This is a genomic window from Kitasatospora sp. McL0602 (assembly GCF_052076145.1).
GTDB lineage: Bacteria > Actinomycetota > Actinomycetes > Streptomycetales > Streptomycetaceae > Kitasatospora.
Genome location: NZ_CP197246.1, coordinates 6,788,399 through 6,806,208 on the forward strand (window position 1 = coordinate 6,788,399; position 17,810 = coordinate 6,806,208).

Annotated in this window: 19 protein-coding genes and 2 pseudogenes; 12 read left to right on the plus strand and 9 right to left on the minus strand. The window is 70.9% G+C overall.

The annotated features are described in order from the left end of the window. Positions 1-18 precede the first annotated feature (18 nt). From ACR68M_RS30825 to ACR68M_RS30840, 4 genes are all read right to left on the minus strand, one after another. Complete coding sequence (locus ACR68M_RS30825; protein ID WP_441251758.1) at positions 19-1,533, minus strand: SDR family NAD(P)-dependent oxidoreductase; 1,515 nt, start codon at positions 1,531-1,533, stop codon at positions 19-21. A gap of 143 nt (positions 1,534-1,676) precedes the next feature. Then, a complete protein-coding gene (locus ACR68M_RS30830) occupies positions 1,677-2,000 on the minus strand; it encodes an SHOCT domain-containing protein (protein ID WP_441247432.1) in 324 nt (107 codons plus the stop codon). Positions 2,001-2,078: 78 nt separating this feature from the next. Continuing rightward, positions 2,079-2,864: an arylamine N-acetyltransferase family protein gene (locus ACR68M_RS30835; protein WP_441247433.1), complete on the minus strand. Its 786-nt coding sequence runs from the start codon at positions 2,862-2,864 to the stop codon at positions 2,079-2,081. A gap of 79 nt (positions 2,865-2,943) precedes the next feature. Continuing rightward, complete coding sequence (locus ACR68M_RS30840; RefSeq protein WP_441247434.1) at positions 2,944-3,576, minus strand: alpha-ketoglutarate-dependent dioxygenase AlkB family protein; 633 nt, start codon at positions 3,574-3,576, stop codon at positions 2,944-2,946. 54 nt (positions 3,577-3,630) lie between these two features. Between ACR68M_RS30840 and ACR68M_RS30845 the strand changes: the two genes are divergently transcribed. Both ACR68M_RS30845 and ACR68M_RS30850 read left to right on the plus strand, forming a co-directional pair. Next, on the plus strand, positions 3,631-4,122 hold the full coding sequence (locus ACR68M_RS30845) for an N-acetyltransferase family protein (RefSeq protein ID WP_441247435.1): 492 nt from the start codon (positions 3,631-3,633) through the stop codon (positions 4,120-4,122). A 189-nt stretch (positions 4,123-4,311) separates the two neighbouring features. Continuing rightward, positions 4,312-5,751 (plus strand): GuaB1 family IMP dehydrogenase-related protein, encoded by a 1,440-nt coding sequence (locus tag ACR68M_RS30850; RefSeq protein WP_441247436.1) that lies wholly within the window; start codon positions 4,312-4,314, stop codon positions 5,749-5,751. Positions 5,752-5,765: 14 nt separating this feature from the next. On the opposite strand, the gene ACR68M_RS30855 is transcribed toward ACR68M_RS30850, so the two are convergent. Then, positions 5,766-6,467 (minus strand): DUF5995 family protein, encoded by a 702-nt coding sequence (locus ACR68M_RS30855; protein WP_441247437.1) that lies wholly within the window; start codon positions 6,465-6,467, stop codon positions 5,766-5,768. Positions 6,468-6,577: 110 nt separating this feature from the next. Then, positions 6,578-7,093 (minus strand): MarR family winged helix-turn-helix transcriptional regulator, encoded by a 516-nt coding sequence (locus ACR68M_RS30860; RefSeq protein WP_441247438.1) that lies wholly within the window; start codon positions 7,091-7,093, stop codon positions 6,578-6,580. 75 nt (positions 7,094-7,168) lie between these two features. On the opposite strand from ACR68M_RS30860, the gene ACR68M_RS30865 reads away from it, so the two are divergent. The 9 genes and pseudogenes from ACR68M_RS30865 (at position 7,169) to ACR68M_RS30905 (ending at position 14,454) form a co-directional block, all read left to right on the plus strand. Next, positions 7,169-8,335, plus strand: a complete 1,167-nt coding sequence (locus tag ACR68M_RS30865; RefSeq protein ID WP_441247439.1) for a flavin-dependent oxidoreductase — start codon at positions 7,169-7,171, stop codon at positions 8,333-8,335. Next, on the plus strand, positions 8,332-8,817 hold the full coding sequence (locus tag ACR68M_RS30870) for a DUF3237 domain-containing protein (RefSeq protein ID WP_441247440.1): 486 nt from the start codon (positions 8,332-8,334) through the stop codon (positions 8,815-8,817). Before ACR68M_RS30865 ends, ACR68M_RS30870 begins: the two co-directional genes overlap by 4 nt. A 150-nt stretch (positions 8,818-8,967) precedes the next feature. Beyond that, on the plus strand, positions 8,968-9,945 hold the full coding sequence (pip, locus tag ACR68M_RS30875) for a prolyl aminopeptidase (RefSeq protein ID WP_441247441.1): 978 nt from the start codon (positions 8,968-8,970) through the stop codon (positions 9,943-9,945). 70 nt (positions 9,946-10,015) lie between these two features. Further along, on the plus strand, positions 10,016-10,483 hold the full coding sequence (locus tag ACR68M_RS30880; RefSeq protein ID WP_441247442.1) for a hypothetical protein: 468 nt from the start codon (positions 10,016-10,018) through the stop codon (positions 10,481-10,483). A 134-nt stretch (positions 10,484-10,617) separates the two neighbouring features. Further along, positions 10,618-10,920: pseudogene (locus tag ACR68M_RS30885) on the plus strand (RNA-guided endonuclease TnpB family protein); the annotation flags it as partial. Positions 10,921-11,135: 215 nt separating this feature from the next. Further along, complete coding sequence (locus ACR68M_RS30890; RefSeq protein ID WP_441247443.1) at positions 11,136-11,876, plus strand: SDR family oxidoreductase; 741 nt, start codon at positions 11,136-11,138, stop codon at positions 11,874-11,876. Between the two features lies 1 nt (position 11,877). Next, positions 11,878-12,918, plus strand: a complete 1,041-nt coding sequence (locus ACR68M_RS30895) for an S-adenosylmethionine:tRNA ribosyltransferase-isomerase (RefSeq protein WP_441247444.1) — start codon at positions 11,878-11,880, stop codon at positions 12,916-12,918. Between the two features lie 36 nt (positions 12,919-12,954). After that, positions 12,955-13,683 (plus strand): SDR family oxidoreductase, encoded by a 729-nt coding sequence (locus tag ACR68M_RS30900; protein ID WP_441247445.1) that lies wholly within the window; start codon positions 12,955-12,957, stop codon positions 13,681-13,683. 579 nt (positions 13,684-14,262) lie between these two features. Further along, the gene (locus ACR68M_RS30905; RefSeq protein WP_441247446.1) at positions 14,263-14,454 is read left to right on the plus strand and encodes a hypothetical protein; all 192 of its coding nucleotides are present in this window, start codon (positions 14,263-14,265) and stop codon (positions 14,452-14,454) included. Between the two features lie 14 nt (positions 14,455-14,468). Here the strand turns inward: ACR68M_RS30905 and ACR68M_RS30910 are convergent, their stop codons facing one another. From ACR68M_RS30910 to ACR68M_RS30920, 3 genes are all read right to left on the minus strand, one after another. After that, on the minus strand, positions 14,469-14,795 hold the full coding sequence (locus tag ACR68M_RS30910) for a nuclear transport factor 2 family protein (protein ID WP_441247447.1): 327 nt from the start codon (positions 14,793-14,795) through the stop codon (positions 14,469-14,471). A 190-nt stretch (positions 14,796-14,985) separates the two neighbouring features. Continuing rightward, positions 14,986-15,726 (minus strand): dienelactone hydrolase family protein, encoded by a 741-nt coding sequence (locus ACR68M_RS30915; RefSeq protein ID WP_441247448.1) that lies wholly within the window; start codon positions 15,724-15,726, stop codon positions 14,986-14,988. A 313-nt stretch (positions 15,727-16,039) separates the two neighbouring features. Beyond that, positions 16,040-16,591, minus strand: a complete 552-nt coding sequence (locus tag ACR68M_RS30920) for a glyoxalase superfamily protein (protein ID WP_441247449.1) — start codon at positions 16,589-16,591, stop codon at positions 16,040-16,042. Between the two features lie 331 nt (positions 16,592-16,922). Between ACR68M_RS30920 and ACR68M_RS30925 the strand changes: the two are divergent. After that, positions 16,923-17,511, plus strand: a pseudogene (locus tag ACR68M_RS30925) (IS701 family transposase); the annotation flags it as partial. Between the last annotated feature and the right edge of the window lie 299 nt (positions 17,512-17,810).

Here is a 17,810-nt window from a genome sequence, read left to right on the forward strand (position 1 = left end):
CGTACCTTTCGCCGGGAACTACCAGGGGGAGGGCGCGAAGTCCTTCAGGAAGCAGCCGTACAGGTCCTCGCCCAGCTCGCCGCGGACGATCGGGTCGTAGACCCGCGCCGCGCCGTCGACCAGGTCGAGCGGGGCGTGGAAGCCCTCCTCGGCGAGGCGCATCTTGTCCGGGTGCGGGCGCTCGTCGGTGATCCAGCCGGTGTCGACGGCCGTCATCAGGATGCCGTCCGACTCCAGCATCTCCTTGGCGCTGGTGCGCGTGAGCATGTTGAGCGCGGCCTTGGCCATGTTGGTGTGCGGGTGGCCGGGGCCCTTGTACGCGCGGCTGAACTGGCCCTCCATCGCGGACACGTTGACCACGTACTTGCGGCGGGCCTTCGCCGCCGCCATGGCCGGGCGCAGGCGGCTGACCAGCACGAATGGCGCGGTGACGTTGCAGAGCTGGACTTCGAGCAGCTCGACCGGGTCGACCTCGCCGACGGTCTGCACCCAGGTGTTGGAGGCGTCCAGGTCGGGCACCAGCCCGCCCGCGTCGATCGCCGTGCCGGCCTCGATCCGGGCGGGGGAGGCGGAGCCGGTGACCAGGGCGAGGGCCGTCACGTCGTCGGCGGTGAGGGCCTCGTGGGCGCCGGAGGACTGGCCGGGCAGGGCCGGGCGCTCGACGCTGCCACTGCCGAAGCTGCCGAACACGACGGAGGCGGGCAGCTCACCGGCGGGCAGCGGCGCCGACTCGGCGGCGATCAGCTCGCTGTACGCCTTCGGCGAGCGGCGGACGGTCTGCGCGGCGTTGTTGATCAGGATGTCGAGCGGGCCCTCGGCGGCGACCGAGTCGGCCAGCGCGACGACCTGCGCCGGGTCGCGCAGGTCTATTCCGACGATCTTCAGGCGGTGCAGCCAGTCGGCGCTGTCCGGCATCGCCTTGAAGCGGCGGATCGCGTCGTTCGGGAAGCGGGTGGTGACGGTCGTGTGGGCGCCGTCGCGCAGCAGCCGCAGCGCGATGTACATCCCGATCTTCGCCCGGCCACCGGTGAGCAGCGCCCGGCGCCCGCTCAGGTCGGCCTTGGCGTCGCGGCGGCTGCGGTTCTCCTTGGCGCACGGCGGGCAGAGCTGGTGGTAGAACGCGTCCACCTGCACGTAGCGGGTCTTGCAGGTGTAGCAGGAGCGCGGCCGCTCCAGGATGCCGGCGATCTCGGTCGTCGTGACGGTGGTCAGCCCGAAGGCGCCCTCCGTCTCGTCGTCGATCCGGCCCGGTGCGCCGGTGGCCGTGGCGGCGGTCACCGCGCGGTCGTTGGCGGTCTTGCGGGCGCGCATGTCCTGGCGGCGACGCTGCTTGAGCGTACGGAAGATGCCGCCGACGGCCATCCGGACCTTGATCGCGTCCGGGTGGTCCACCTCCAGCTCGTCCAGCTCGGCGAGCACCTCGAGCAGGAGTTCCAGGCGCTCGGGCGCGATGCCCGGCCCGTACTCGATCTCCTCGGTGTCGACCTGCTCGGTGTGCTGGTGGTCGTTCTGCTTGTCTTCGCCCGCCGTCATCGCCCGCAACTGCTTCCTCGTCCGCCCTGCCTGGGCCCACTGGTCCAAGGGTGAACTCTACGGAGTGCCGCGCGGGCCGCCAAACCCCGTTCGAGCGGGCGCCGGACGGAGGGCTCGGTGATCTGTTACGGCCCGGTGATCTCTTACGGCTGGGGGCCGGTCTGCGGTGGCTGCGCACCCGGTGGTGGCCCGGCGCGGAGCGCGGCGAGCCGCTGGTGGTAGTCGTCGACGTCGATCTCCCCACGGGCGAGCCGGTCGGCGAGGACCTGCTCGGGGGAGGGCGGTGGCGGCGGCGCCGGGTGGCCCGGCCCGTGCCAGGCCGCTGCGGTCGGCGTCGTGCGGTGCGACCACGTCCGCCAGAGGGCCACCAGGACGGCGACCAGCACCAGGAAGAGCAGCAGCATCAGGATGCCGGGGAAGACCCAGCCCCAGCCGACGTGGTGCTCGAAGTGTGGGTAATGCCTCATTCCTGTCTCACCTGCCAGCGGCCTCCGCAGCCCCGGTGCCCGGACGGCGCCGGGGACGGTGAAGGCCCACTGGTTCTCCTACCCAGAACCGGTAAGGGATGCGTTAGCAACCGGGAGCCGATCGAGAGCGATACCGAAGTGCGTCCGGTAGGCGTCGAGCGCCTCGGGCCCGGTCAGCTCCCGCTCGGCACGGGTGCCGTCGGCGGCGGTGGTGATCAGGCGGGTGCCGCTCAGGGTGATCCGGCCGGTGACGGTCGGCAGCGAGCAGGTGGGGGAGCGGGTGAAGGCCGAGTCGGGGGAGGTGGTCTGCCACCAGCAGGTCGGAGTGAAGTCCTCGATGGCGTACGGGCGTTGGTCCAGCCGATACTGCGGTTCGCCGTCCATCAGCACGTCCAGGTCCGGCCCGTCGGTGGTGGTGAGGGTGAACACCCCGCCCGGGTCGGTCTGCGGCTCGCGGGAGTCCAGGCGCAGCGGCTGCCGGCTGAAGCGGCCGAAGCCGACGTCGACCAGCCAGGGCTCGTCCAGGAGGACCCGCAGCGCCAGGTGGTCGAACGGCGGCCCCGGCTGCGGGCCGTTGAAGACCCGGGCGCCGAGCAGCTCGACCCGGTACCCGAGCGCGGTCAGCAGCAGCGCGAACGCGCCGTTCAGTTCGTAGCAGAAGCCGCCGCGCCGCCGGTCGACGATCTTCGCGAGCAGCGACTGCGCGTCCAGCTGAACCGGCTCGCCGAGGTGGATGCTGAGACTCTCGAACGGCACGGCCGACAGGTGGGCCTGTTGCAGCCGCCGCAGCCCTGCCAGATCCGGCCTGTCCGGCCGCTGCGCACCGATCCTGGCCAGGTAGGACTCCATGCGCGTGTCATCCATCAGCTGTTGCTCCTCCGGTCCGGTGTTCCGTGATCATCAAACACCGGGCCCGCGGTCGCATTCCCGTCCAGGTGCGGAGCTATGTGACGCCGCGCGGGCGGAACTGGATGCTGATCCGGGGGCCGACGGGCCGGGCGGTCTTGGGGACGGCGTGCTCCCAGGTGCGCTGGCAGGAGCCGCCCATGACGGCGAGGTCGCCGTGGCCGAGGGCGTACCGGTGAGTGGGGCCGGGCCCGTGGCGGGGGCGCAGCAGCAGGCTGCGCGGCTCGCCGACGGAGAGGATCGCCACCATGGTGTCCTCGGTGCTGCCGCGCCCGGTGCGGTCGCCGTGCCAGGCGACGCTGTCGCGGCCGTCGCGGTAGTAGCAGAGCCCGGCGGTGGTGAACGGCTCGCCGAGTTCGGCGGCGTAGTGGGAGCCGAGGGCGGCTCGTGCCTGGTCCAGCACCGGGTGCGGCAGCGGGGCGCCCTGCGGGTAGTGGGCCAGCAGCCGGGGGACGGCGACCACGCGTTCGTACATCGGGCGGTGCTCGGCCCGCCAGGGCACCTCGGCGGCGAGGTGTTCGAACAGTTCGTCGGCCGCCGTCAGCCAGCCGGGGAGTACGTCGATCCAGGCGCCCCGCCCGAGCGGTGTCCGGCGGATGCCGTCCAGCGGGCGCAGTCCGATCTCCTCGACGCTGTCGAAGAGGGTGCTCTGCGGGTGGAGGAGGGCCATGGGGCCAGCGTACCCCCATGAATCGAACAACTGTACGAGATAAAGGATGGCCGAATGGATGACCTGACGAATGCCCTGCCGACCGGCGCCGCGCTGGTGCGGCACGCGCGCCGCGAGGACCTGGCCCGCGTCGCCGAGCTGGCCGCCGAGCACGCCGCGTACGAGCGGGCCGCGCCGCCCGTCCCGGACCTCGCCGCGCGCCTCGCCGCGCTGCTGTTCGACGCGCCGGAGCCCCGGCTGCGCTGTCTGGTCGCGGAGCTGCCGGGTGGCGAGGTCGTCGGCTACGCCACCGCCGCGCCCGAGCTCTCGACCTGGGAGGGCCGCGAGTACCTGCACATGGACTGCCTCTTCCTGCGCGACGGCACGCGGGGCCTCGGTCTCGGCGCGCAGCTGGTGGCGGCGGTGGCCGCGGAAGCGAGGGTGCTCGGCCTGGCCGAGGTGCAGTGGCAGACGCCGGAGTGGAACGAGGGCGCCGTCCGCTTCTACGGGCGGCTCGGGGCGGTGGCGAAGGCGAAACTGAGGTTCAGTCTGACCGTTGCTTCGTAGGTTCCTACAGGACTACGCAGCGGCGAGGTGACCGCCATTGTGTGGATCTTCAATGATTGCGCGTGAACTGGCCTTCGACCTGGGTATCCGTAAGTATTGACGGTTGGGTGCGGGGCGCCCGAGTGCGCCCTGCGGCCGAGCCGCAATCGCACCCGAGGTATACCTTCTCCCAGCCAGAGAGCCCTTTTCATGCGCTTCCTGAACGACCTCAAGCCCGCGTACGACCTCACGTACGACGACGTCTTCATGGTCCCCAGCCGCTCCGCCGTGGGCTCCCGGCAGGGTGTCGACCTCTCCTCGAACGACGGCACCGGCACCACCATCCCGCTGGTCGTCGCCAACATGACCGCGATCGCCGGCCGCCGGATGGCCGAGACCGTCGCCCGCCGTGGCGGCCTGGTCGCCATCCCGCAGGACATCCCGACCGAGGTCATCGCCGACGTGATCGGCTGGGTCAAGCAGCGCCACCTGGTGCACGACACCGCGCTCACCCTCAGCCCCGGCGACACCGTCGCGGATGCCCTCTCGCTGCTCCCCAAGCGCGCCCACAACGCCGTCGTGATCGTCGACGGCGGCAGGCCCGTCGGTGTCGTCACCGACTCCGACTGCCAGGGCGTCGACCGCTTCACCAGCCTCGCCGACGTGATGTCCCGCGACCTGCTCCTGCTGGACCAGGACATCGAGCCGCGCGCCGCGTTCGACCGGCTCAACGAGGCCCACCGCAAGCTCGCCCCCGTCATCGACGCGGACGGCAAGCTGGTCGGCCTGCTGACCCGCAAGAACGCGCTGCGCGCCACCCTCTACACCCCCGCCGTCGACGGCGCGGGCAAGCTGCGGATCGCCGCGACCGTCGGCATCAACGGCGATGTCGCCGGCAAGGCCAAGGCGCTGATCGAGGCGGGCGCCGACGTGCTCGTGGTCGACACCGCGCACGGCCACCAGGAGTCGATGATCAGCGCGCTGCGCGCGGTCCGCTCCCTCGACCCGCAGATCCCGATCGTCGCGGGCAACGTCGTCTCCGCCGCCGGTGTCCGCGACCTGGTCGCGGCGGGCGCCGACATCCTCAAGGTCGGTGTCGGCCCCGGCGCCATGTGCACCACCCGGATGATGACCGGTGTCGGCCGCCCGCAGTTCTCCGCCGTCCTGGAGTGTGCCGCCGAGGCCCGCAAGCTCGGCAAGCACGTCTGGGCCGACGGCGGTGTGCGCCACCCGCGCGACGTCGCCATGGCGCTGGCCGCCGGTGCCTCCAACGTGATGATCGGCTCCTGGTTCGCCGGGACGTACGAGTCGCCCGGTGACCTCCAGGCCACCGCCGACGGCCGCCAGTACAAGGAGAGCTTCGGCATGGCCTCGGCGCGCGCCGTGAGCAACCGGACCTCCGCCGAGTCCGCCTACGACCGGGCCCGCAAGGCGCTGTTCGAGGAGGGCATCTCGCACTCGCGGATGTTCCTCGACCCGTCCCGTCCGGGCGTCGAGGACCTGATCGACTCGATCGTCGCGGGCGTGCGCAGCTCCTGCACCTACGCCGGTGCCAACAGCCTGGAGGAGTTCCACGAGCAGGCGATCGTGGGCGTCCAGAGCGCGGCCGGCTACGCCGAGGGCAAGCCGCTGCACTCCAGCTGGGCGTAGTCCCTACGTGGTGGCTACGTGGTCGGCCGGGTGCCGCTGCCGTCGAGCGGCGTCAGCAGTGCCCGGCTGACCATGCCCACCGAGCCGTCCAGCGCGGAGGTCACCGCCTGGGCGGCGAACGGCACCCCGGCCAGCTCCCAGATCCCGAGCACCGTCGCCCAAGCTGCCTCGCGGGCCCGGTCGATGCTCCAGACGCCGACCACGTGCAGCAGCGGGTCGGCGACCCGCAGCTCGACGGGCTCGGGCAGCAGCTCCTCCCGCACCCGGGCCTCGACCTGGGCGAGCAGGTCGTTGATCCGGTTGTAGTCCGCCTCGACCTGCTGCGGGGTGCGGTCCGACTCGCGGCAGACCTGCAGCACGGAGAGCGGCAGGTCGAACTCGATGTGGGCGTTCATGCCCGCCAGGGCGAACTGCAGCGGGTGGATGCCCGGGTGGCCGCGCAGCTCGAAGAGCGGGCGCCAGCAGGGGTTCGGCGCGCGGCCGGAGGCCACCGCGTCGACGGCGGCCAGGTAGCGGCCGGCGAAGACCGAGTCCAGCCGGGCGACGCCCGGCCGGTCGTCGAAGTAGCCGGTGGCGAGCCTGTCCCGGATCAGCTCGGTGACCGTCAGGTACATCCCGTTGAAGACCCGGACGCCGTCGGCGGCGGGCAGCGTACCCTGCAACTGGGTGAGCCGGTCCACGACTTGATCAACCGTCAGCTCGCTGCTCGTGGGCATGGCCGCCTCTCCCTCGCACCTCCGCCGGGGCCGCCCAGCCTGTCACGCGGGCGGGCGGCGGGGAAGCCGCCGAGCGGGCGACCGTGGGGGCGCCCGCCGGCTGCGGGGGCTCAGGTCGGGCCGGGGTCGGAGTCCTCGGGGCGTGCGGCGAGGACCCGAGTGAGCAGGTCGGTGAAGACCGCCCGCTCCGCCGGGTCGAGGACGGCGAACCACTGCTGCTCGCGCCGGGTCTGCTCGGCGAACGCCTCCCGTACGGCGGTCTCGCCGGCTGCGGTGAGGGCTACGGCGACGGCGCGCCGGTCGTCGGGGAGCGGTCGGCGCTCGACCAGGCCGTCCCGTTCGAGGGTGTTGACCGCGTTGGTGACCGCCGAGCGGGACATCGCCGAGATCTCGGCGAGCCGCGCCGGCTGGGTGGGGCCCAGCAGCCAGAGCTTGAACATCAGCCGGAAGCCGGGGAGGGTCCAGCCGCGCGGGCGGTGGATGTGGCTCTCCAGGTCGGCGACGACCAGGTAGGACAGGTGCAGCAGGTGGTAGGCGAGCGCGAACGACTCCGGGTCGGCCGGTGACGGCATGCCCGCCAGCCGGTCGCGGGCGTAGGCGGCGTATCTGAGATCTGGTCGGTCCACGGGACAGAGTCTTGCGCATGGCGGCGCGGTAGGAGATTGTTACGGCCGTAACAATCATCCCCGTGGGAGGGTGCAGTGCAGATCACCATCGCAGGAAGCGGCATCGGCGGACTCGCCACCGCCCTCAGCCTGCATGCGGCAGGATTCGACGACGTCGTCGTGCACGAGGCGAGCCCGGAGATCCGTCCGCTCGGCGTCGGCATCAACCTTCTCCCGCACGCCGTAAGGGAGTTGACCGAACTCGGATTGGCCGACCGACTGGCGGCGATCGCCGTCCGCACCGCCGAACTGGCCTACTTCAACCGGTACGGCCAGCCCGTCTGGTCCGAACCGCGCGGGCTCGACGCCGGGTACCGGTGGCCGCAGTACTCGGTGCACCGGGGCAGGCTGCAGATGCTGCTGCTGGACGCCGTCCGCGAGCGCCTGGGTGCGGACGCCGTCCGCACCGGCAGCCGGATCACCGGCCTGGAGCACGACTCGGACCTGCTCGTCGGCGCCGACGGCATCCACTCGGCCGTCCGGGCCGCGCTCTTCCCGGAGGAGGGGGCGCCGCCGTGGAACGGGCTCGTGCTGTGGCGGGGCACCACCTACGCCCCGCCGTTCCTGACCGGGCGGTCCATGGTCATGGCCGGGGACGGCACCCAGAAGTTCGTCGCCTACCCGATCGGCGACGGACGGCTGATCAACTGGATCGCCGAACAGCCGCTGGACGGCGAACCGCCCGAGCGCGGCAACTGGAACCGCCCCGCCGACCTGGCCACCGTCGCCGAGCACTTCGCCGACTGGACGTTCGACTGGCTCGACGTGCCGGCCGTCATCACCGCAGCCGAGGCCGCCTTCGAGTACCCCATGGTGGACCGCGAACCCCTGCCGTACTGGACCAGGGAGGACGTCGTCCTCCTCGGCGACGCCGCCCACGCCATGTACCCCGTCGGCTCCAACGGCGCCTCCCAGGCGATCATCGACGCCCGGGTGCTCGCCCACTCGCTCGCCACCACCGGATCCGCCGCCGCGTACGAGGAACTCCGCAGGCCCGCCACCACCGCACTCCAACTCGCCAACCGGCGCCAGGGCCCCGAGGTCGTCATGAAGCTCGCCCACGAGCGGGCCCCCGGCGGCTACGCCGACATCGAGGACGTCGTACCGCTCGCGGAGCGCGAGGAGATCGCCGCCGCGTACAAGCGCACCGCAGGCTTCGACCCGGCCCTGCTCAACGAGCGCGAGTCGTGGAGCGTGCGGTGAACCCGGAGCGTGCGGTGAACCTGGACCGTCCCCTGAGCCTGGAGGCCCTCGCCGCCTTCGAGGTGAGACTCGACCCGGTCCTCGACCTCGGCGAGACCCACTGGGGGCGCCGCCGGGTGATCAACATCATCGGCGGGACCTTCGAAGGGCCGAGGCTCTCCGGCGTCATCCTGCCCGGCGGCGCGGACTGGCAGGTCCTGCACGCCGACGGCATGGCCAGCATCGACACCCGCTACACGCTGCACACCCACGACGGCGCACACCTCTACCTCTCCACCAACGGCTTGCGCCACGGCCCGCCCGAAGTCCTCCGGAGGCTGGCCGCCGGAGAGCAGGTTGACCCCGGCGAGTACTACTTCCGGCTCTTCTGCCGCTTCGAGACCGGGGACGAGCGCTATCAGTGGCTCAACCGCACGCTGGCCGTGGCTTCGGCCGCCCGCACCGCCGAGGCTGTCCACTACGAGGCGTACACCCTCGGCTAGGTGCCTGGCGTTCCGTCAGGAGCGGCTGTGGGGGCGTATATCCGATGGCGCCGTCGTACCGGCATCTGTACGGTTCTCCGGGCGCGCGCTCGGAGTGACCCCCGAGTCGGCGGCCTGGGCGTGAAGCGCGACCTCACCCAAGGAGTGCGCATGACCGGTACGGATGCGGTGCCCCAGCCCTACGACGAGGGCATGCTCGATGTCGGCGACGGCAACCAGGTGTACTGGCAGGTCCGGGGGACCCCCGGCGGCAAGCCTGCGGTCGTCGTGCACGGGGGGCCGGGCGGGGGCTTCCACCGTGGCGGGTACCGGCGCTTCGACCGGGCGGGCTACCAGCTGGTCATGTTCGACCAGCGTGGCTGCGGCAGCAGCACCCCGCACGCCAGTGACCCCGCCACCGACATGCGGCACAACACCACCCAACACCTGATCGCCGACATGGAGCGGCTGCGGGAGCACCTGGGCATCGAGCGCTGGCTGCTGTACGGCTACTCCTGGGGCTCGGTGCTCAGCCTCGCCTACGCCGAGCAGCACCCGGAGCGGGTGTCCGAGATCATCCTGGCCGCCGTCCTGGGCGGCCGCCGGCGCGACATCGACTGGCTCTACCGAGGGGCCGGGCGGTTCTACCCCGAGGCGTGGGAACGGTTCCTCGCCGGGGCGCCGGGCACGCCGCGCGACGGCGACCTCCCCGCGGCCTACGCCCGGCTGATGGAGGACCCGGACCCGGCCGTCCGGGAGAAGGCCGCCGCCGACTGGTCGGCCTGGGAGGACGCGATGCTGTCCCACGAGTCGCAGGGGAAGCTTGCGGTCTACGGCGGCAGGCCCTCGGCGGCCCGGCAGGCCCTGGTCCGGATCTGTGCACACTACTTCTCCCAGGGCCTGTTCCTGGAGGACGGCGTACTCATCCGCGAGGCCGGCCGACTGGCCGGTATCCCCGGGGTGCTGGTGCACGGCCGACTCGACATGAACGGGCCGCTCGAAGCCGCCTGGGAGCTCGCCCAGGCCTGGCCCGACGCCGAACTGCGGGTCGCCGAGGACGCCGGGCACCTCGACAGCGAGACCAAGGTCCGGTACGTGCAGGAGGCGGTCGAACGGTTCGCCGGCCCGGCAGTGAAGCTTCCGCGTTGACAGGCCGTCCGCTAGCCTCGCTGGGCAGTACCGACAGCAGGTCGGTACCAACAGCCAGGGGGAGGCTCCGTTGTCCAAGCTCCGAGCCGTAGTCACGTCCGCCGCACTCGTACTCGGCACCGTCACCATGGGCGCCGCCGCAGCGACGCCCGCAGCCGCCGACAGCTGCAGCACCATCGGCGTGTCCGGCACCGTCTCCGTGGGTGGGACGATCCTCGGGGACGTCTACCAGATCTACTGCTCCGGCTCCCGTACGGTGCACGCGCGTTGGGTCGCCGATGGCAGCTCGAACGCCTGGTTCAGCGTCGACGTCTACGTCGCCGGGCCGTCCGGCACGCAGTGGTCCGGCTGGACCGGCGCCCGGTACCTGGACGGGCCGCCCATGAGCATCGACGCCGTGCCCAACCAGTACGACAAGACGTTCACCGCGAACGCGAAGATCGTCACCGGGGCCTGCAACGGCGCGTACATCACGTCGAGCTGGCACAACTACGCGAACGGCGGCGACTCGTCGATGGGTAGCTTCGCCCGCTGCTAGAGATTCTAGCATTGCTATGACGTCTAGCGCCGCTAGATCTACTAGCGGCGCTAGACTCCGGATGAATGAGACCGATGCAAGCGGCTCAGTGGCGGTTGCTGAGGTCGGCGACCACAGTGGTCGGGCGGTCCATCAAGACCGCCCTCACCCTGGTCCGTGAGCACGACTTCATCGCGCACGAGAACCTGACGATCCGCACCATGGTCCGAACCGCCGCACCCAGGCCGGACCCGGGCCGGCCGGGCGCGTTCCTGCCCAACGGCGCGGCAGCGAAGACCGGACTCAACCGTTCGATCTCGGATGCCGGTTGAGGGGTGTTCCTCACGATCCTCCGTGCCAAGGCTGAGAGCGCCGGGCGCACCGCGCACGCCGACACAGTGGCAGCCGTCAACCTTCTACGGGCCGGGCTGGTCCGTCGCAATGCCCAGCAGGGCTAGCGAGAAGCCCTCGGCTTCAGCCGGGGGAGGAGTCACGCAGTCGCGGACATGCACGATCTGGCTGTTCCGGACGCGGATGCGGTAAGCCGATCATGCGGGCGCCCGGCCGGCCCGAGTCCTAGCGGTGCTGGTCGGTGGCCCTAGGCCGAAGGTCGGCCCGGTGGTGGGGCCGGTGGCTGATCCGCTGCCGGGGTCGGTGGGGCGAGAGTCGTCCCATGAACACCGAATCGCGTCACCAGCCCGACTCGCTCCACCGGGTCGCCGTGATCACCGGGGCCTCCCGGGGCCTCGGACTGGAACTCGCCCGTGATCTCGCCGCGAACGGCTGGCGGCTCGTCCTCACCGCCCGTGGTGCCGACGAGCTCGCCGCCGCCGAGGCCGAGCTGAAGGCCCGCACCGAGACGGTGGCCCTCGCCGGGTCGGTCGTCGACGACGGCCATCGTGAGCGGCTCGCCCAGGCCGCCGCCGGGCTCGGCGGTGCCACCCTGCTGGTCAACAACGCGTCCACCCTCACCGGCTACGACCTCGTCGGCGCGCCCATGCCGTCGCTCGCCGACTTCCCGCTCCCGGGCTTGCTGGAGACCTTCGAGGTCAACGTCCTCGGGCCGATCGCACTCACCCAACTGCTGCTGCCGCAGCTCCGGGCCGCCGACGGCGGCGCCGTCCTCAACATCAGCTCCGACGCCGCCGTCGAGGCATACGCCGGCTGGGGAGGCTACGGTGCCAGCAAGGCCGCGCTCGACCACGCCTCCGCCGTCCTCGCCGTCGAGGAGCCGGCCCTGCGGATCTGGGCCGTCGACCCGGGCGACATGCGCACCAGGATGCACCAGGAGGCCTTCCCCGGCGAGGACATCTCCGACCGGCCGCTGCCCGCCACCGTCGTCCCCGCCCTCCGTACGCTGCTCCGCGAACGTCCCGCCTCCGGTCGTTACCAGGCCGCAGAGTTGGTGAACTGACGTGCTGGACACCGGCTTCGACTTCGTCGTCCCGTCCGACCTCGACGCCCGCGAACCGGCCGAGGCCCGAGGGCTGGCCCGCGACCAGGTGCGGATGCTGGTCGGGCGGCGGGGCGATGTGGCCGTCGGCCACCACCGGTTCGCCGACCTGCCCCAAGTGCTGCTTCCCGGTGATCTGTTGGTGGTCAACAACTCCGCGACCGTGCCCGCCGCACTGCCCGGCCGGCTCCCCGACGGCACGCCCGTCGCTCTGCACCTCTCCGCCGTCCGCCCCGGCCCGCGCGGCACCCACCTGGTCGAACTCCGCCGACCGACCGCCGGAGCGGCCGAGTACTACCCGCCCGGCACCTCACCGGCCCTGCCCGGACTGCGGGTTGACCTCCCGGCGGGGGCTACGGCCGTGCTCACCGAGCCGTACACGGCGCGGCTCTGGTACGCCCGGCTCGTCCTGCCGGGCGAGCTGGTCCCGTACCTGCTGCGGCACGGCAAGCCGATCCGGTACGGCTACGTCGACCGGGAGTGGCCGCTGGCGGCGTACCAGAGCATCTTCGGCAGCGAGCCTGGCAGCAGCGAAATGCCCAGTGCTGCACGCCCGTTCACTGCGGACGTGCTGGCCCGGCTGGCAGCCCGAGGCATTCTGACGGCCCCGATCACCCTGCACACCGGCGTGGCCTCCCCGGAGGCTCACGAACAGCCCTACCCCGAGTGGTACCGGGTGCCGGAGACCACCTCCCGGCTGGCCGCCCACGTCCGCTCCCACGGCGGCCGGGTCATCGCCGTCGGCACAACAGCCGTCCGTGCCCTGGAATCCGCCGCCACCGGCACGCTCGAAGGCTGGACCGATCTGGTCGTCACTCCGGAGCGTGGCGTCGGAGCAGTCGACGGCCTCCTCACCGGCTGGCACGAACCCCGGGCCTCCCACCTCCTGATGCTGGAAGCCGTTGCGGGGCGGGCGTTGCTCGACCTCTGCTACCAAGAGGCAATCGCAGGGCGGTACTTGTGGCACGAGTTCGGGGACGTGAACCTCCTGCTCTCGCAGTGACGGTGATGAACAACGGACGAGGGGAGAGGCGGGGCTGTGGATCTTTCGGGGCGCACGATGGTCATCACTGGAGCGGGGCGCGGATTCGGACGCGCGCTGGCCCTGGAGGCAGGGCGGTCCGGTGCCCGACTGTTCGTGTCCGCGCGCGGCCTGGCGGCAGCCGAGAAGGTGGCCGCTGAGGTGGCCGCCGACAGTGGCATCAGTGTCCATGCCTCGGCCTGCGACCTCGCCGATCCAGCCTCCGTGCGGGCGTTCGCCGCCGAGGTGGCCGCTCACACCGACCGCGTGGACGTGCTGGTCAACAATGGTGCCCGCTATCTGGAGGGCCCGGATCTCTGGGACGCGGAGGACGAGGAGATCACCGACACGATCGCCTCCGGCGCCACCGGCACGCTCCTGATGCTCAAGCACCTCCTCCCGCTGCTGCGCGGCTCGGCCGCCGCCGACGTGGTCAACCTCGTCTCCTCCGCAGCCGAGCCGCGCAACCACCGCTCGCAGGCGCACCCCGCGTTCTACGCCGCCAAAGCCGCCCAAGCGGGCTTCGCCGACATCCTGTCCCACCGACTGCGCCCGGAAGGCATCCGCGTCATCTCCCTCTACCCACCGGACTTCTCCGACGGCGACCCCCTCGACCCCACCTGGGACCACGCTCCGCGCAGCGCCGACCAGCCGCTGACAGCCCGGTCCGTCGCCGACTGCGTGCTCTTCGCCATCGGCCAGCCACGCGACTGCTTCATTCGCTCCTTCCACTTCGAACAGCTCTAGCTCGCTGGGTGCTGTTGGCTCCGCCGTCGTTGGTGCGGGCACCATCACCCGGTGGACCTTTCTCCGTTGCTGGCTGCCGTCAAATGCGGCGACGACACTGCGGTGTTCGACCTCCTCGACTACCTGCCGGGGGACGAACTGGTCGGCGACGACGCCGTGAGTCTGCTGGCCACCGCTGCGTATGCCGGCCGTGACGAGGTGGTCTGGCGGCTCGTCGAGGACGGCGTCGAAGTGGCGACGAAGAGCTGCCGTTCGCCGAGAGGCGGCCGAGTTCCTCCGCCGGATGCTGGACACCGAGCAGGACCCGTACGCCCTGCGCACCGTCATTGCCGCCTACACCGCCTACTGCTCCACCGAGGATGCCCCTACGATCCGCGTCCACGCCGACCACAGTCACCCGGACGTCCGGCGGTGCGTTGCCGCGAACCTCTTCGTCAACACGGCCGTCGTCACGGCCGAGCAGCAGGAAGTCCTCGCAGCCCTCGTACGCCTGGCCGCAGATCCCGTCCCCGAGACCCAGGCGACCGCGCTCCACGCGTTCACCGCGGCCCCGTCGACACCCCCGAGCTGCGCGCCGTCATGGCGGCACACCTGGCGGACCCGCACTTCGACGCCAGGATCGAGGCCGCAGCCGGGCTGGCCCTGCGCGGCGCCGAGCGCGGACTGCGGGTACTCGATGAGATCAGTCGCGGCATCAAGAGCCACCGCAGCCCGGGTGCGGGACGGCTCGCCGACGTCGGCCACCTGCGTCGTGTCATCAAGTGTCAGTAGCTCAGGTCCGGTAGTCAGCCGAGGAAGTCGACGTGGTCGATCAGGCCGTCGCGGACCCGGTAGGCGACGAGCACGCGGAGAGGTTCGTCCGTGATGCCGTGGGCGATCTCGTGGTCCACCACCCAGTCGCCCTCGGTGAGTCGGCCGACGATCTCGGCCCGGCAGCGCCCGTTGGCGAACATCTCGGCGTACGCCTCCCGCACGGCGTCGCGCCCGAGCAGGCGGTCGCCGCTGCGGCGGTTGATGCAGACGTCGGGGGCATACGTCGCCGCGAAGGCTTCGAGGTCATGGCTGTTGTAGGCGGCGAGCTGGCGGTCGACGACGGTCTCCGGGGTGGTCACCAGTTGATCATGCAGATTGATTCATTGCTCGTCCAGGGAAAACCGGGATTACGTGCCGACTGGCAGGTGCCCACCGAGGGCATCGACTCCAGGCCGAGGGGCGCAGTGGAGGAGCACCGGCTGAAGCGCAGCAACACGGTCGCGGACCGCAAGCACGAGGGTCGCACCTTCGACGGCACCAGGTTGCGTCTTACCGAGCCGTCTGTTTCAGGGTGCGGCCGAGGAGGGGGAGCAGGCGGTCCCAATGGCGCTGCAGTGCGGCGGGGTTGAAGGCGTCGGTGTCGGACATGGTGAAGCCGTGGATGGTGCCGGGGTAGATCTCGGAGGAGTAGCCGACACCCGCGGCATCCAGGATCTGGTTGAGCTCGCCGAGAGCCTCGGGCGTCATGTCGGTTTCGGCGTGGCCGAGGTGGACCTCGGCGGTGAGGCGGTGCAGGCTGTCGGGCCCGTCGGCGCCCACAGGGCCGTGGAATCCGGCGACGGCGGCCACCTGGCCGGGGTGGGCCGCAGCGGTGCGCATCGCGTAGAGGCCGCCTATGCAGTAGCCGGTAACCGCGACCGGTCCGGCGCCGACCTCGGGCTGGGTGGTGAGGAACCTGAGGTAGGCGTCGGCGTCGCTCAGGACACGTTCGGCGTTGTGCGCCTCGATCAAGGGCATCAGCTGAGCGACAACCGCGGGCCGAACCTCTTCTCCGATGTGCTCGGGAAGTTCGATCAGCGGTGCCAGGCCGTGCCGGTAGAAGAAGTTGGGGACGAGTACGTAGTACCCGTGCCCGGCCAGTTCGCAGGCCATCTCCCGCAGCACGGGCCGGATGCCGAAGGCGTCCGCGTACATCAGCACCCCTGGGTGCCGCTCGCCGTGGTCAGGGAAGGCGGCGAAAGCGTCGGCGTGGCCGTCCGCAGTGGGAATCTGTAACGTCTTCGTGGGCATGAATTTTCCTGTCGTGGTTGACGTGTCGAGCCTGTGATCAACACGACAGGAGGTGGAGCCCGCGCAGCAGCGCAAGACCCTCGATTGAACAGTGGGCCCGCAGCGACCCGTACGGCGCTCAGAAGGGCACCGGGTCACCAATCCGTGTGTGGCGCAACGCCGTCCCGGGAGTCATGGCCACAGAGCGTAGCCCACCGGCCAAAAATCCGACGGTACTTTGAAGCACTCGCTGTGGTCTCTCTGTGGAGTGTCCGAGTGGAGGATCATGTTGGCAGAGCGCACCGCGTGCTGCAGCGCACTCTGCCGGGGTCAGCTATTGCGCGGATGGCAACTGCGCGAATCTCAGGATATTGCCGTACGGGTCGATGACCTGCAGCGTCGGCCCTCCGGGCGCGTCCGGGTCGATTCCGGGACGTACCGGCGCGTTCGGTCGGGCGAGCAATTCCTTGTGCAGCGCGGACACATCGCGCAGCGGGATCCAGACCACGCTGTTGGGGGCGCCATCGCCGTGGTGCTCGGAGAGGTGCAGCACGGCTGCCGAGCGCGATACCTGCACGTACAGTGGCAGCCCTGGCTCGAACCGGTGCTCCCAGTCCAAGGCGAAGCCAAGGAAGTCAAGGTAGAACGGCAGTGCCTGTGCGACGGACATGACGCGCAGGACCGGCACGCCTGGGCTGATACCTGGCTCGCCAGGGCTCCCTGCGCGGCTCGCCAGGGCGGCGAGCACGTTCCAGTCCTTGGTGCCGAGCTGGTGGGCGATCAGTTCGAGCGCGAGGCTGTGCGGGATCTCGATCCCCGCTGCGGCGAGGTCCTCGCGCAGGAGTTTGGCGAGCTTCTTGGCATGGTCAGTGGTAGTGGACGTCATCGCGTCGGCTTTCCACGCGGCACATCCTGCCGATGCTCGCGTTGTCGGCTGGCGCCGCGTTCAGTGAGCCGAGGCGAGCGACCCACGGTGCATTCACCCAACCTTGAAAGGCGCGAGCGGCCGGCTGCACCGAGCCGCTGACGATGCTATCGGTTTACCTGAGCGGCGCGCCACCACGGCGCCGCGCTCACTCCGGGTTCCACTCAGCCTGATGCGATGTCACCACCAACGCATGCGCCTCGCCCTCGGCGCGTGACTCTGCGTCAGATAGTGATCTTGACAGTGGGGTCGGTCGAGAGATGGGTACGGCCACCACTGATCATCGGTGTGCGACGTGAAGAAGGGCACGCACACCGTCGGAGTCCAGCGCCAGTACGCCGGTACAGCAGGCAGGATCGAGAACTCCCAGGTCGCCGTCTACCTGGGCTACGCAGGCCGGCGGGGTCACGCCGCGGTGGATCACGAGCTGTACATCCCGCGCTCGTGGACCGATCAGCCCGGCCGCTGCCAGGCAGCCGGGCTCGACCCGGACACCGCGTTCGCGACCAAGCCCGAACTGGCCACGCGCATGATCGCCCGTTTCCTGGACGCCGGATCACCACGCCTCCTGGGTGGCCGGCGACGAGGTCTACGGCGGCAACCCCAAACTGCGCACCGCGCTGGAACACCGCGGCACCGGCTACGTGCTCGCAGTGGCCTGCAACCACGAAGTCATCACCCAGGCAGCCAAGTTCCGTGCGGACACCCTGGCCAAGAAGCTCCCCAAGCGGGCCTGGCAGAAGCCCCCCGCCGGGGCCGGCGCCAAGGGGCAGCGCTTCTACGACGCCTACTACCGCTGCTACTCGCCCCAGCCTGCGCCGCTGACAACCCTGGCGAAGGTCGCTGGATCAAGGTGGCGGGTCGAGGAGACGTTCCAGTCCCCGCCACGCATGCAAGCCGGCCGGCCTCGTAGGACGCCTTCACCCCGTCCGAGAAGTCCTCCTGACCGTACGGGCCACCAACCCGTGACTCCGGCTCGGAAACGAGCAGCGCCTCAGCCCCCGTCCGCTGGAGTCATCCCGAAGAGCAACGGCTCCTGGAGATGGGCGACAGATTCCTCCGGGACCGCAGCTCGCAAACCACAGCTCGGATTCGCAACCTATCGACCGAAGTCACACCGAGGGCAGGCCCCCGATCGCCGAGTTGCGTTCTGTTTCGTTGCACCGTGGGTCCTGCTTCT